The organism is Indiicoccus explosivorum, assembly GCF_002167005.1.
Taxonomy (GTDB): Bacteria; Bacillota; Bacilli; order Bacillales_A; family Planococcaceae; genus Indiicoccus; species Indiicoccus explosivorum.
In genome coordinates this window covers 1-13,339 of sequence record NZ_NHTN01000028.1, presented here as the reverse complement: position 1 = coordinate 13,339, position 13,339 = coordinate 1, and the positions used below count along the sequence as shown (strand labels likewise).

Annotated in this window: 13 protein-coding genes; 4 read left to right on the top strand and 9 right to left on the bottom strand. The window is 59.1% G+C overall.

What is annotated here, in order from left to right:
• Positions 1-85: 85 nt before the first annotated feature.
• Both CCE92_RS09645 and CCE92_RS09635 read right to left on the bottom strand, forming a co-directional pair.
• Entirely contained in the window at positions 86-271 is a 186-nt protein-coding gene (locus CCE92_RS09645) for a hypothetical protein (protein WP_088007320.1), read from the bottom strand.
• Between the two features lie 293 nt (positions 272-564).
• Complete coding sequence (locus tag CCE92_RS09635) at positions 565-2,178, bottom strand: M20/M25/M40 family metallo-hydrolase (RefSeq protein ID WP_175578090.1); 1,614 nt, start codon at positions 2,176-2,178, stop codon at positions 565-567.
• A 199-nt stretch (positions 2,179-2,377) separates the two neighbouring features.
• Between CCE92_RS09635 and CCE92_RS09630 the strand changes: the two genes are divergently transcribed.
• Positions 2,378-3,331 (top strand): C40 family peptidase, encoded by a 954-nt coding sequence (locus CCE92_RS09630; RefSeq protein ID WP_088007317.1) that lies wholly within the window; start codon positions 2,378-2,380, stop codon positions 3,329-3,331.
• A gap of 60 nt (positions 3,332-3,391) precedes the next feature.
• On the opposite strand, the gene CCE92_RS09625 is transcribed toward CCE92_RS09630, so the two are convergent.
• The 7 genes from CCE92_RS09625 to CCE92_RS09595 all read right to left on the bottom strand — a co-directional run bounded on the left by CCE92_RS09625 (position 3,392) and on the right by CCE92_RS09595 (position 8,283).
• Entirely contained in the window at positions 3,392-4,765 is a 1,374-nt protein-coding gene (locus tag CCE92_RS09625) for an efflux RND transporter periplasmic adaptor subunit (RefSeq protein ID WP_088007316.1), read from the bottom strand.
• On the bottom strand, positions 4,758-5,453 hold the full coding sequence (locus CCE92_RS09620) for a hypothetical protein (protein ID WP_241535960.1): 696 nt from the start codon (positions 5,451-5,453) through the stop codon (positions 4,758-4,760). The genes CCE92_RS09625 and CCE92_RS09620 overlap by 8 nt, the downstream gene beginning before the upstream one ends.
• A gap of 104 nt (positions 5,454-5,557) precedes the next feature.
• The gene (locus CCE92_RS15720) at positions 5,558-5,995 is read right to left on the bottom strand and encodes a hypothetical protein (protein ID WP_144391004.1); all 438 of its coding nucleotides are present in this window, start codon (positions 5,993-5,995) and stop codon (positions 5,558-5,560) included.
• A gap of 33 nt (positions 5,996-6,028) precedes the next feature.
• Positions 6,029-6,253: a DUF2187 family protein gene (locus CCE92_RS09610; RefSeq protein ID WP_088007321.1), complete on the bottom strand. Its 225-nt coding sequence runs from the start codon at positions 6,251-6,253 to the stop codon at positions 6,029-6,031.
• Positions 6,254-6,321: 68 nt separating this feature from the next.
• Positions 6,322-7,239, bottom strand: a complete 918-nt coding sequence (locus CCE92_RS09605) for a S66 peptidase family protein (RefSeq protein WP_088007315.1) — start codon at positions 7,237-7,239, stop codon at positions 6,322-6,324.
• 128 nt (positions 7,240-7,367) lie between these two features.
• Entirely contained in the window at positions 7,368-7,832 is a 465-nt protein-coding gene (locus CCE92_RS09600) for a transcriptional regulator (protein ID WP_088007314.1), read from the bottom strand.
• Between the two features lie 88 nt (positions 7,833-7,920).
• Positions 7,921-8,283, bottom strand: a complete 363-nt coding sequence (locus CCE92_RS09595) for a hypothetical protein (RefSeq protein WP_088007313.1) — start codon at positions 8,281-8,283, stop codon at positions 7,921-7,923.
• Positions 8,284-8,451: 168 nt separating this feature from the next.
• Between CCE92_RS09595 and CCE92_RS09590 the strand changes: the two genes are divergently transcribed.
• The 3 genes from CCE92_RS09590 (at position 8,452) to CCE92_RS09580 (ending at position 13,231) form a co-directional block, all read left to right on the top strand.
• Positions 8,452-8,868, top strand: coding sequence for a helix-turn-helix domain-containing protein (locus CCE92_RS09590; RefSeq protein ID WP_162287857.1), 417 nt, complete (start codon positions 8,452-8,454; stop codon positions 8,866-8,868).
• A gap of 74 nt (positions 8,869-8,942) precedes the next feature.
• Complete coding sequence (locus tag CCE92_RS09585; protein WP_088007311.1) at positions 8,943-10,475, top strand: hypothetical protein; 1,533 nt, start codon at positions 8,943-8,945, stop codon at positions 10,473-10,475.
• A complete protein-coding gene (locus tag CCE92_RS09580) occupies positions 10,472-13,231 on the top strand; it encodes a DEAD/DEAH box helicase (RefSeq protein ID WP_088007310.1) in 2,760 nt (919 codons plus the stop codon). Before CCE92_RS09585 ends, CCE92_RS09580 begins: the two co-directional genes overlap by 4 nt.
• Positions 13,232-13,339: the final 108 nt, after the last annotated feature.

Below are 13,339 nucleotides of genomic sequence, written 5' to 3'. Positions count from 1 at the left end.
AAGTTCCTCTTTCCGCCTTTATTCCGGATACTGTCCGGGAAGTTCCCTTTTGGATTTCAAATAAACGCCGTCGCCGCACCATAGGCTAGTGCTGCCAAAATGACGAACGCCGGGTGGATTTTTTCACTTCCAGCAAGTAAAGACTGGCTCCTGCGAGCAATAACGTTTCCGCAATCCCCGCTTCATCCGCGGATTCCACGAAGAACTGCAGCGCCATGACTCCAAGGAGAACCGCAATGACCGGGCGGATCAGCTTGGTGATGTTCTTCACTTTCGGGGAGTCCTTGTATTTCAGCCACCCCTTATCCCGGTCTTGAACTCGTTTAACTGGGTCTCGGCGGATTTTATCCCGTTCTCGACGCCACCACTCTCCCCGCTCTCCCCCTTCCGCCCCCCAGCACGGCCTTTATACGGAGCGGCGGGCATGATAGCGTCTCCCCGGAAGCCGGCGTCATCACCAGCCGGCTTCTCCGGCTTCCCGGTCATGCCCGCGGAGACTCCGTGTCAAGGCCTGCGGACCCGGCAGCCGCCCCCCCAATTTTCCGCACACAAAAAAACCGCGCGTTACGCGCGGCTGAGAACAAATACATGCTTGATCATTTCCTCCAATAGAACCGGCATCTCCTCGAAGGCGTTGCGGATGTGGAGCCGCTCGGTCCGTTTGTGGGCGTCTTTTCCGAACGGGCCGACGTTCATGACCGGCGCGTCGAACTGTTTCATGACTTCGAACGGAATGGTGTAGGCTTCCCCGTAGATCGGCGTGTTGTTTTCGAAGGTGATCCAGCTGGATTCGTCATCGGTATACGAGGTGTAGCTCAAGTCCGAGATGCCGTTGAAGTAATGCGCCTGTGTGATGGCGAGTCCGAATTTATTCGCGGCATTTTCCGTGATGTTCCGGATGCATTCCCGGACGAGCGGGCTGCCGCTCGAGTTGACAGGCGGGTAGTACGGCGGCGCGAACAGGAGGACGGTGGCCGGCGTAAGTTCCTGGCAGTTGAGCAGCAGGACGTCGGTGATGTGCATCGATTTGTCGCGGACGTCCCATTCCGGGTGCATGACGGTTTCGGTCAGGATGTCGCTCACGTAGTCGCGCCCGAATTTGCCGATGGCGTATTCGACGAGTTCATCGAACCGCAGGACGCGCACATCGAAGGCCGGCGTGATGCCTTCACGGCTGCACAGCCTGCGGTAATCGCGGTTGCATTCCTCCGCCGCTTCCGCCGCGATATGTTCGAAAATATCCATGACGTCGTCCGCGCTGCGCTCCATTGTGAAGACGTTGTAGAGGGCGCTTGTGCGGTACGGCGTCTGGGCGTTGTATTCCTTGATGTCTTTCTGGACGACGGTCACGGGCAGCGGGGTCTCCTGGCCGTGGACGACTTCACGGAACGCCGGGTTCCATTCCATTTTGCGCGACAAGTACGTGGAGATGTAGCTCGACGTCATCCCGGCGAGCGGGCTGCCGACGTGCGTTTCCCTTCCATAGAACAGGGCGCCCAAATTTATTTTGCCGATGGAACCGGAGTAGACGTAATGCGTCTGGTCGCCCGGCTTCATCGGGAACACCGGCTCGGCGTTCAGGAACAGCGTGTAGTCGAGGCCGTAGTGCCGTTCGAGCTGCAGCAGATGGCCGACGGCATAGCGCATGCCGGCGGAGTTCACTTCCTCATCCGGTACGGTGAGGAGCACGAGGTTGACCGGCCATTGTTCCGCCGCCGCCTTCTCGATCATCGCCATATGGAGCGCAAGGCCCGCCTTCATATCCATGGTCCCCCGGCCGAACAGGTAATCGCCGGAGTCGAGGTCCGCCCGCGCTTCTTCATCGAGCTCATCGCGGACGTCGGCGAACGCGGCGGTGAGGGCTTCCGGATGCCACGCCAATTCCTCGAGGTCGCCATATTCCGCAGTGCCGACCGTGTCGAAATGGCTGATGAGCACGACGGTATCGGCCACATCCGGATGCCGGTACAGCGCCGTCATGTACTGCCGGCCCCAATTCACTTCGCCGAAGTACAGATGGTCCGGATTTTCCCGGAAGTACGGAATCCCTTCCATTTTCTTCTTCAATTTATGGGTGAACAGATCTTCCCCTTCCGACATGGAAACGCTCTGCCAGCTGACGAGTTCACAAACTAGCTGCCGCATCTTCTCGGGTGTATCCCACAACAAACCCATCATCCATCCCTCCTTGCCTTCCTTACGTCCATCTTATCAAATCCGCGGGTCCGTTACTTCTTTTATTTTCATGAAATTTAGTATTGACTGAAAATTCTTTTTCTTATATTCTGAAGAAGGACTTTTGGTAAACACGGTGAGACTTTGGTCGATAATAAAGGATAGGGCACCACACTAACTTTCGATTCAGGGGGATTGGGATATGAGGCGGTTTTTATTGAGCGCGACGGCCGCGCTGGTGCTGTGCGGGGCGGCAGCGGGCAGCGCAGCTGCGTCGGGTTACACGGTGCAGGCGGGGGATACGCTCTACAGCATCGGGCGCAAGGCGAATGTCAGCGTCACGAACTTGAAGATCTGGAACGGGCTGTCGTCGGATCTGATCTATGTGAACCAGCGGCTGCAGACGTCCGCGCCGCAGACCGGAACGGTAGAGCCTCTTCCGGCACCGGCACCCGCGCAGTCGGCCGACAGCCACGTGTACGTGATCCAGCGGGGGGATACGCTGTACGGCATTTCGAGGAAATTCTCCGTCTCCATCCTCGACCTCGTGAAGTGGAACCGGCTGAAATCGCCGAGCATCTTCGCGGGCCGCAGCCTCATCGTCGGCGAACAGGCGCCGGTCACGGCCGAACCGCCGCTGGATGACCCGGCGCCGGAGACCGGTGCAGATGACGGCACCGATGCAGGAACCGGAACGGACCCGCAGCCGGAAGCCGGAACGGCCCCGATCGTGATTCCGCCGGGGCAGACGCTCACGGCCACAGCCGGCATCCTGTCGTTATATACCGCCACGCTGAAGACCGCTTCCGGACTGGCCGGAACGCCGTATAAATTCGGCGGCGTGACGCCACTCGGGTTCGACTGCAGCGGCTTCATCTACTATGTGCACCACCAGGCCGGCCTGCCGATCTACCGGAATTCCAGCGCCGGCTACTACAGCCAGGCGACACCGATCGCCAACCCGGTACCGGGCGATCTTGTATTTTTCCAGAACACGTACAAACCGGGTGTTTCGCATATGGGCATCTTCATCGGCGGCCGGTCGTTCATCCACTCCTCCAGCAACGGCGTCGAAGTGAGCAGCCTCGACACTACCTATTGGAAAGAGCGCTTTTCCGGTTTCCGCCGCTTCAACGCCGTGCTTTCCATCAACTAAGCCTCCCCATACGGGAGGCTTGTTTTATTGCAATAAAAAAGCAGCCTGCGTCCATGCAGGCTACTCGGTCCGACCGAATAAAAACGGGATATAGGCTCTCCACGGGATTTCCTTCGCCTGTTCCCAGTCCGGTGATTCAAGCGGGAACGGCATGAAAACCGCCGGCGGCGACAGGTACTCGGTCAGTTCGCTGTCCCGTAAAGCGGTGACGCCCGGGGGCAGCCCTTCGGCGAGGACCGTCCGGCCGTGGAGGTCGAACGCGACGGTGACAGGCACCGGCGCCGCGTAACCTTCCGGCGTCAGGGCGAATACGAATCCGGCCCCTTCGCTGCGGCCGACGAGCCAGTTCTCGGGCAGCGCCACGGCATCCTCCGCTTCATCAAGCGTAATGGCGGCATTCGCCGTGCTGCCGAACGGCAGCGCCGCGGCCGCCGTGACCGGATCAACCGCAGGCTCTTCGGCATCCGCTTCCGCCGCTGCGTCCGGTGTAGCGAGCTGCACATCGACCGCATAGAACGCGATTGGATTGTCCGGTGTTTCCGGCGACAGCACCCGATACGCATGGAACCACTCGTCGCTTTCAGCCGGCACTTCCGAGATGGACGCGATGGTGGCGGGAAGCGCCTCCGCCAGTCCGGCCGCCTGGACGAACACTTCATCCCCGACGGCGAGCTCCTGCCACTGGTCCTCCGTCACGAATGTCCGGAACTCGCGGTCCTGCGAGTAGATCGTCACGCTGGCAAGCGCCGGATCCACTCCCCCGACCACGCCATCGACCGGGCTGAGGAGCACCGCTTCGCCGAACTCCTGGTCCAGCTGCGCTTCCACGACATCGATCTGCCGCTCGATCGCAGCCAGCTGCTGTTCCAGCTGGGCGATGCCGGCCGAGAACGCACCGGTCTGCGGAACCTGGACTTCCACATTGACGTTGATATCGCCCGCTTCTTCGCTGTCACTGTCGTCATCATCAGTTGAATCATCATCGTCATCGTCGTTCTGCCTCGTCGTCTCGGTTGCGGTGGTCGAGGAGTCCTGATCATCCAGCTCGTCTTCCAGATCGTCCAAGGCGCCTTCCACTTCCTCGCGTTCTTCTTTCAGCGCCTTCAGTTCCGCTTCCCAGATCGCCCGCTGGTTTTCCGCTTCCGCCGCATCGAGCACGGCCAATTCTGCACCGATCTCCACACGGTCGCCCGCATCGACGAGCCACTGCTCGACCGATTCCGTCCCGGCCGCGGAAATCGTCAGTTCACTGCCAGGCACCGTGAGCGCCTCTTTCGCGAGCGTCTTGCTGTAATCCTCCGCGAACGTCTGCGCGTACTCGTGCACGTACACCCGCTTGATGAGCACGCTCTTTTCCCCGAACATCAGAATGGCGTTGATGGCAATAAAGGCCAGGACCGTCACGATCAATGTGGCTTTCAGGAATTTATTCAACCGGAACGCCTCCTTCCTCCACGAAGATGGCGAACAGATCCGCCAGCGGCAGCAGGCCGACGTATGCCACGATGAGGGCGCCCGCCACATGAGCCGCAATGAGCACGAGCAGGATCGCCCAAGGCTTCGCCGCCGTGAATGAGCGGACATACTTGTACTGCAGCGCGATGGCCGCCGCGGTGATCACCGTCAGCTGGTTGAAGAACAGCACGAGGAACGGTTCCTCGAGAAACGTCGCCGCCAGCGGGCCGAACGACAGGAACGACACGGACAGCGTGTAGCCGAACGCCGCAAATACAGCGAGCAGCAGCGCTTTCTCGAAGACGAGCAGCGCCGTCACGTACGCCTGCATCACAATGGCCGCGCGCCATGGCATGCGGGCCAGTTTTTTAAATAAAAAAGCTACGATATATGTATGGAATGCCAAGTACAGGCCGGCCCAGAGCAGCGTGCCGAGGAGCGAGGTCCACCGGGCGACGGTATACGTCTCCCACAGGCCGACAGACAGGAGCGGCGTCAGGGAAACCGTGCCCATCCCCCAGAATTCCCGGATGGCGAACACCAGCACACCGATGGCCAGGATCCACATGAGCCGTTTGCCGAACTTCCGCATTTCCGCTTCTTTTAGATTATGTATCAGCTTCTGCTGATTAAAGGCGTACCGCCAAAACGAAAAATCGAAGATCATGGCCCAATTCCTTTCGGTTCGGATATTAGAGTAAGCATACCTTACTTTACCAAAAACAGGGCGGATTTAAAATGGATAACTGTGCGCCCGGCCGGTGAATGGGTCTAATGGAGTGGGGATTCTTCGGCGTTGGTGGGGCTTATCTCGGGCTTGAGGGTGGTTATTTGGGGCTTGCCGGCGTTTATCTCGGGCTTGGCGGCGCTTATCTCGGGCTTGGCGGCGCTTATCTCGGGCTTGCCACTCCTTATCTCGGTCTTGAACCCCCTTATCCCGGTCTCGCTTTCGCTTATCCCGGTCTTGCCACCCCTTATCTGGGTCTCGACGGCGCTTATCTGGGTCTCGACAGCCTTTATCTGGGGCTCGACGACGCTTATCTCGGGCTTGAGAGCGCTTATCTGGGTCTCGACGGCGCTTATCTCGGGCTCGAACCCGCTTATCTCGGGCTTGAGAGCGCTTATCTGGGTCTCGACGGCGCTTATCTCGGGCTCGCCGCCTCTTATCCCGGTCTCGCCACCCCTTATCCCGCTTCCCCCCTCCCCCAACTAAAAAACTCCCGCGCTCGGCGGGAGTTTTGCTTATTCCATGATTTTGTATTTCTTATGGGAAATGACGGTGAGGTTGGAGGCGGCGCCAATTTCTTTCGCGTCTTCGGGGGAGATTTCCACGATGACGGAGTTTTCAAGGATCTTGAAAATGGTGCCAGGCACTTCTACCCCGTTGCGGGTAAATTGGATCCATTCACCGATTCTGCGAGCAGCGACAAATTCGGATACTTCTTTTTCATTCGGCTGAAACGCCATTTGCATTCACGCCTTTCTGTGCAAAAACGAGCATAGTACATTATACCACACAGCCGGCGTGTTGTCATTTATTCGATGCCAGGCAGGACGGTGAGGGTTTTGGTATCCCCGTCGAGGCGCGCGTCGGAGCCGAGCGGCACGGCGAAGTTCGGTTCGCAATGGCCGATGCGGAACCCGCTGACGACGGGCACGCCGAGACTCGAGAAGTAGTGGCGGAATACGTCGGAAAGCCGTCCTTTATTGTCCGGGCCATCGGCTTTTTTGAAGTCGCCGATGATCACGCCGGCGAGGTCCTCGAGTTTCCGCGCGAGGCGCAGCTGGTTGAGCTGGCTGTCGGCGCGCTGGGGGTCGTCGCTGATGTCTTCGATCAATAAAACCTTGCCGGTCGTTTCGGGTTCGAATTTGGTGCCGATGATGCTGCACAGGCGGGTCAGGTTGCCGCCGGTGAGTTCGCCCTGGCCGATGCCGCCCGCGATTGTTTCCAAAGGGGCGATGCCTTCCGAATAGTAGAGTTCCATCGGTTCGAAGAGCTGGCGGAACATTTTCGCGCTCAGTTCGGAGAATTTGTCGGTCCCTGCATCCGATGCGAGCATGGGCCCGTGGAATGTCACGAGTTCCGCATACTTGCCGATCGCCGCGTGGAGGATGGAGATGTCCGAATAGCCCCAGAACACTTTCGGGTTCTCGCGGATGAGGCCGTAGTCGATCCGGTCGATGAGGCGCGCCGCCCCGTAGCCGCCGCCCGAGCAGAAGATCCCGTCCACTTCCGGATCCTCGAACATGTCGTGGAGGTCGGCCAGCCGCTCTTCATCGCGCCCGGCAAGGTAGCCGGTGTCGCGTTCCGCGTATTTCCCCATTTTCGCCTGGAGGCCGAGCTCTTCCACGAAGGTCAGTGACCGGCGGAGGGCTTCCCGGTCGACGGGGCTCGATGTCGAAATGATTCCGACTGTGTCGCCTTTTTTCAATCTTTTCGGCTGATTCAGCATATGTATCCCTTCCTTTCGATAAGCCAACTGTAGTGGACTGCTGCGGATAATGCAACAGCACGGATTTCACCCCACGCAAAAGCGCCTGCCCCGTTGAGTTTCCGGACAGGCGCTGTCAGAAGACCGCTTTATTCACTTGTGCATCCTCCATTCCCTTGGCGCTCGAGAAGATCCCGGAACATCACTTCATTTCGCTGCTCCAATGCGTAGTCGATCATGCGCCCGATATTTTCACGCTCGAAAAATTCGATGGCTTCCGCCGCTTCCTGTTTCGACTGCTCCGCGACATCGTTCGCCTGCGCCCTTTCGCTTTCCAGAATCGCCTGCAGGTGCAGGTGGATGTCCGAGATGAGCAGCAGCTGGTACAGCGGCAGCCTTATGAACCGGTTGCCTTTTTGGAACACGAACACTTCAGATAAATTTTCGACTTGGAATGTATTGAGATTGACGACGATCTCTTTGCCTTCGACCGGCACGAAATGGAACAGCTCGTCGTCTTTGAGCAGTGAGAAGTATTGATAAGCGAAGACGAACCGGATCAGATGGTTCTCTTTTTTTGTATAGAACGGTTTCATCAGCTTCACGTACATCATGCGAATCCCCCTCCTTTTTATCGAATTTTCTGATTAAATAAATTATACCATAGATTCCCGTTTTCGGATATAAAAAAACACAAGGTGTTCACCTTGTGCGGGTTGAATTCTGAGTTCTGTTCCGGGCGGTGGAAATGAAGAGCATCCGGCGGCCCGTACGGAGAACGACCCGTTCCATCAGTTTTTCCACACAGCGGTCCGACCGCTCGTCGCCCGGTCCGGCTGTCACCATCGTCAGCCGCCGTTCCGCGAAATCAAATGCGCACGAACGGAACGCGACGCCCATGAACACCAGGCCCCTCAATTCAAATCTGCTCTCCTGCGAGGCATTTTCCCCGCTGATCCAGAGCTGTTCCCCGAACGGACTGCGCAAGTAGAGATTCCACTTTTCCATGTCCGTCCCTCCATCCACTTCCGGCAATGTCAACACATAGATGCTGGACAAAGTCATTCTCCCATCCTATTGGAGTATATTGGAACTCTTCCGAATCTATTCTACTCCTTTATTCCAAGGAATAGAATGCTATCCAAAAATAGTTTTTTCGTCATTGACAATTTGTCAATAAACCCATTTCCGCTTTTCCGCTCCCGTACAGTGAAGGCAAAAAGGATTGACAGAATGGAAATTCACCGCCTGCTGAAATCAACCCGCGAATCACTCGATATTCCGCAAAATGAAATGGCCCGCCGGCTCAACGTCACACCGTCCGCACTCAGCCGCTATGAGAACGGATCGCGGACGATCCCGTTGGCGATGCTGCCGAAACTGCAGGAAGCGTACGGACTCCCCGACCATGTGTTCCTCGAGCTGCTGACCGGACAGAAAACGAAGCTCCGCCTCCAGCCGGAACAGGCGAAAGAACTGCAGTCGGCGTATTACCGCACCGTATTCGAAGAAGCGATCCCGCTGTTCAGCGACAGCACGTTCCGCCAGTTCATCCAGCGGCTAACCGAACTTGATCCGCCGCTCAGGAAGCAGGCGCTCCGGCAGGCGCTGGATGCCGCCGACAAGCTGGACGGCCGAAACGGCGGCTGATTCCTTCTTCATTTACTCAGTGTCCATCACCCGGTATAATAGAATGTACTATGTATTTAAGCGGGGCGATATAAATGGCCACTGTTCAGTCATTGGCAAAACGATTCGAAGAGACGATTTTACAATTCATGACTGCTGTCGACAACACGCTCCACCCTGCAGACGAACGGGACGAGGAGATGGTGCGAAAAGCAGTTTTTTTCGTGCGCCACGGCGGTGTGTCCTTCCATTCCTTCAATGAAGAGACCCAGCTTCTCGAAGCATCGGTCAAGGACGTCCATACCGTCCGCGTCGTGCTCAATTTCAATGACCTGAACACGAGCTGCGCTTGTCCGGCCGAGGAGATGTGCCGGCACCGGCTGGCGGTCATCTTCGGCCTGTATCAGAAGATCGGCTCGCTGTCCGGCTGGATCGCCGACTGGCGGGCGAAAAAGAACGAGCAGCTGTTCCTGATGCCCGACGAGCGGTCGCCGGCGCAGTGGCTGGCGATCGCCCGCAGCATCTGGCGGGAGCCGATCCCGGATTACACGAAGCGCAACTTCTTTTATTTCTCTCAGCTGTACGAGAACCGGCTGAACGAAGTGCTCGCCTACTTGCCGTTCGAGCGCGAATGGAAGACGCTGTTCCGGGTGTACGCCCATTTCCTGTCGCTCACCTATGCGTGGAGCCTGTACCGGGACGGCATAAAGGAAGTCCACCATTCGTTTTTCGGCCGCTGGCTCGATGAAGAGATCCAGACGCTCGGCTCGCTCCTCAGCCAGCTGAGCACCCAGACCCGGACATTCGCGCATGACCCGTTCTTCGATACGCTGGAAGAACAGGTCCACCGGTTCGTGTCGGTGCAGGATGACACGTTCTCGGCCCGCTTTTCGGTGTACCGGCTGTTCTGGACGACGCTCTTTTTGAATAAACGAAAGCGTGAAGAGGAAGCGGCGCGCGTGGCCGGCACGGACAGCCGGCTCGAGACGTTCTTCGCCCTTCTCTTGAACCGTGAGATCACCGAAGTCCGGCCGGAACCAGCGGGGCTGCCCGAGTGGATCAGCCTGGCGGAACTGGCGAAGGAAAGCGGCCGGCACGATGCGGTCAGCCTCATCCTTGCCGGCATCCGCCCGCACGTGAAAGAATTCCTGTTCGATGTGATCCATCCGCAGCACCGCGAGACGTACGTCCGGATCCTGAGCCGGCTGTTCTCGGCGGCCGAGCTGTCGGAGGCGGAATGGGAAGACTTGTTCAGCCAGTTCGGCCGCTACGGGCTTCCCGCCTATTCCTCTTACCTGATCGAACGGAAAGAGTACAAGAAATGGGCGGAGCTGCATCAGCTCCACCAGTCGCCGCTGTATTTCGCGGAAGAGTGCGGGCTGAAGGAAGTGCAGGCGGAAGCGCCCGACTGCGTGCTCCCCCTCTATCACCGCTACGCGGAATTCTATCTGGCGGAACGGTCCCGCGGCGGCTACAAGCAGGCCGTCCGCATGTGGAAGCGGATGAAGACCGCCTGCAAGAAGAGCGGCCAGCTGCCGTTCTTCGAGGCGTACATCCAGGAAATCCGCGCGCGCCATAAACGGCTCCGGGCACTCCAGCAGGAGATCGAGAAAGGACAGTTGGTATGAGACTTTTTACGACCGAAAACCACATCGCCTATCGCCTGCGGATCGAGTCCGGCACGCCGATCCGGATCACCGCTCGCACGGAAGACGGACGGGTCGCCGCGCCGGAGGACTGGAAGCCGTTCCTCTATTTTTGGGACAAGGAATCGTTTTTCGGCATGACCGCCGAGACGGATGGCGCCGATCTGCTGATGAGCACGGCGGAATTCGTCCGGCTGTTCCAGCAGCCGCCGCACCACTACGTCTCGTTCGGCGGCGAACGGGATGAAGACCGGCAGCTGCTCGAGCGCGCGCGCGACGCCGCCGACCGGCTGAACGATCCGGCGCTGTGGGATGCGGCGCGTACGGAAGACGGCCGCATCGTGATCGACGAAAGCTATGCCGCGCCGGAAGTGCGCAGTTTCCTCGAGAACGCTGTCACCCAGCAGTTCGAGGACCGGAACCTCTCCCCTGCCCAGCTTCCGTCCGTCCGGGCGTTCCTGAAAGGGGCCGGCTGGGACGGCCTCCCCGAATCGGAGGAGATCGTCGTCGGCATGCGGCTGAGCGAACCGGAAGAAACATCCCGCTGGACGCTCGAGACCGTCATCCGGTCGAAGCGCGGATCGGTCTACTGGACGCCCGCCCCCGGCAAACGGAACGCTTCCATCGCGGACGCGCTGCCGGCGAAGTGGAAAGACTATACGGATGGTATCCGGCGGAAGCAGGGGCTGATGCTGACGCTTTGCCCCGTCGCTGAAGAGGCCGGGCGTGACGGGTTTTATTCGGCGGAGCCTGAAGGGCCGGACCGGTTTTTTGCAGCGGAGCTGACGGATCTGGATGTGCTGGCGTTCCTCCGGGAGGATGCGGAGCTTTTGCAGGCGTTCGGAATCGAGCTGTCGCTGCCCGCATGGCTGCGCGCGGTGCAGGAGTCGAAGGTGCGGGTGCGCGCGGATATCGGCAGTCCGGTGAAGAAGCAGTCGGCGGTCGGGCTGGATGAGCTTGTGAAGTTCGACTGGCAGTTTTCGCTGAACGGCCATGAGATGAGCCGGCGGGATTTCGAGCAGCTGGTCGAAGAGAACCGGCAGTTCATCCGCATCGGCGGCGAATGGGTGCGGGTGGATTCCGCGCTGCTCCGGAAGATCCGCGAGCTGATCGAAGAGGCGGACGGCGAGGACTGGACGATCAAGGATCTGCTGTTCAAGGATTTACCGGATGTCGCAAGCCCGGAGGAGGAGCTGGAGTCGGATGACCCGCTCGTCGAGTTCCGGCTGAACCGTTCGCTCCAGGAGCTGCTCGACCGGCTGCTGGAGAAGCGCGATCTGCCGGAGACGCCAATTCCGGGCGGGCTGCAGACGGAGCTCCGCCCGTATCAGAAGACCGGGTTCGATTACCTCGTATTCATGCGCGATCAGGGCTTCGGGCTGTGCCTCGCCGACGATATGGGGCTCGGCAAGACGGTGCAGCTGATTTCGTATTTGCTGCACGTGCATGACGGGACGCGCAACGAGCCATCGCTCATCATCTGTCCGACGTCGGTGCTCGGCAACTGGCAGAAGGAACTCGAGCGGTTCGCGCCGGGGCTGCGCGTGGTGTCCCATTACGGCGGCACGCGTGCGAAACCGGAGGATTTCCGGGCATTCCTCGATGCGGAAAAGCCGGATGTCGTGCTGTCGACGTACGGAATCGCCTCGTCGGACGCGGAAGCGGTCCAGTCGGTGAATTGGACGAGCGTGACGCTCGATGAAGCGCAGAATATCAAGAATGTCCAGACGAAGCAGTCGCGCGTCTTGCGGAAGCTGAAAGGCGATCACCACATCGCCTTGACCGGGACGCCGATCGAGAACCGGCTGAGCGAGCTGTGGGCGATTTTTGATTTTATTAATAAAGGCTATTTGTACCGGATCGGCCGCTTCAAGGAGCAGTTCATCGTGCCGATCGAGCGCGATGATTCGGAAGCGCATAAGGAGAAGCTGCGCCGGCGCATCCAGCCGTTTTTGCTGCGCCGGACGAAGAAGGATCCGGAACTGCAGCTGAATCTGCCGGAGAAGCAGGAGCAGCTGGAGTACTGCCCGCTGACAGCCGAGCAGGCCGCGCTGTACGAAGGGCTCGTGCAGGAGACGCTCGGCAAGATGGAGGCGCTGTCCGGGTTCGAGCGGAAAGGGCTTGTGCTGAAGATGCTCAGCAAGCTGAAGCAGCTGTGCAACCACCCGGCGCTGTATTTGAAGGAGCCGTACACGTCGGCCGGCGAGATCCTGCCGCGGTCGCAGAAGCTGGAGCGGATCGTGTCGATGGCCGGCGATGTTGCGGAACGCGGCGAGCAGTGCCTGATTTTCACGCAGTATATCGGCATGGGGCATTTCCTGCAGGAAGCGCTCAGTGAATTGTACGGATTCGATGTCCCGTTCCTGACCGGCGGCATGCCGAAAGCGAAGCGGGATGCGCTCGTGGCGGCGTTCCAGGCGGGCGAATTCCCGGTGTTCGTGCTGTCCTTGAAAGCGGGCGGCACGGGGCTGAACTTGACGGCGGCGACGCACGTGCTGCACGCCGACCGCTGGTGGAATCCGGCTGTCGAGAATCAGGCGACGGACCGCGCGTACCGGATCGGGCAGACGCAGTTCGTGCACGTGCATAAGTTCGTGACGATCGGGACGGTCGAGGAGAAAATTGATAAATTGCTTGCCGAGAAGCAGGCGATGTCCGACCAGTTCATCCAGTCGAGCCAGTGGATGACCGAGCTGTCGGATGCCGAGCTGGAGGATTTGTTTACGTATACGCAGTGATGCGGGATGTGGACGGAAAGCGGGATGTTGTGTCCCGCTTTCTTTTTTTGTGCTCGGACGGGGGTGGTGGTGAGCGGGAGGGGTGGCGAGACCGAGATAAGCGGGTTC

Bases quoted from the DNA above. Each gene is read 5' to 3' on its own strand.
- CCE92_RS09635 (WP_175578090.1), bottom strand. From the start codon at position 2,178: ATGATGGGTTTGTTGTGGGATACACCCGAGAAGATGCGGCAGCTAGTT.
- CCE92_RS09630 (WP_088007317.1), top strand. From the start codon at position 2,378: ATGAGGCGGTTTTTATTGAGCGCGACGGCCGCGCTGGTGCTGTGCGGG.
- CCE92_RS09620 (WP_241535960.1), bottom strand. From the start codon at position 5,453: ATGATCTTCGATTTTTCGTTTTGGCGGTACGCCTTTAATCAGCAGAAG.
- CCE92_RS09610 (WP_088007321.1), bottom strand. From the start codon at position 6,253: ATGGCGTTTCAGCCGAATGAAAAAGAAGTATCCGAATTTGTCGCTGCT.
- CCE92_RS09605 (WP_088007315.1), bottom strand. From the start codon at position 7,239: ATGCTGAATCAGCCGAAAAGATTGAAAAAAGGCGACACAGTCGGAATC.
- CCE92_RS09600 (WP_088007314.1), bottom strand. From the start codon at position 7,832: ATGATGTACGTGAAGCTGATGAAACCGTTCTATACAAAAAAAGAGAAC.
- CCE92_RS09595 (WP_088007313.1), bottom strand. From the start codon at position 8,283: ATGACTTTGTCCAGCATCTATGTGTTGACATTGCCGGAAGTGGATGGA.
- CCE92_RS09590 (WP_162287857.1), top strand. From the start codon at position 8,452: ATGGAAATTCACCGCCTGCTGAAATCAACCCGCGAATCACTCGATATT.
- CCE92_RS09585 (WP_088007311.1), top strand. From the start codon at position 8,943: ATGGCCACTGTTCAGTCATTGGCAAAACGATTCGAAGAGACGATTTTA.
- CCE92_RS09580 (WP_088007310.1), top strand. From the start codon at position 10,472: ATGAGACTTTTTACGACCGAAAACCACATCGCCTATCGCCTGCGGATC.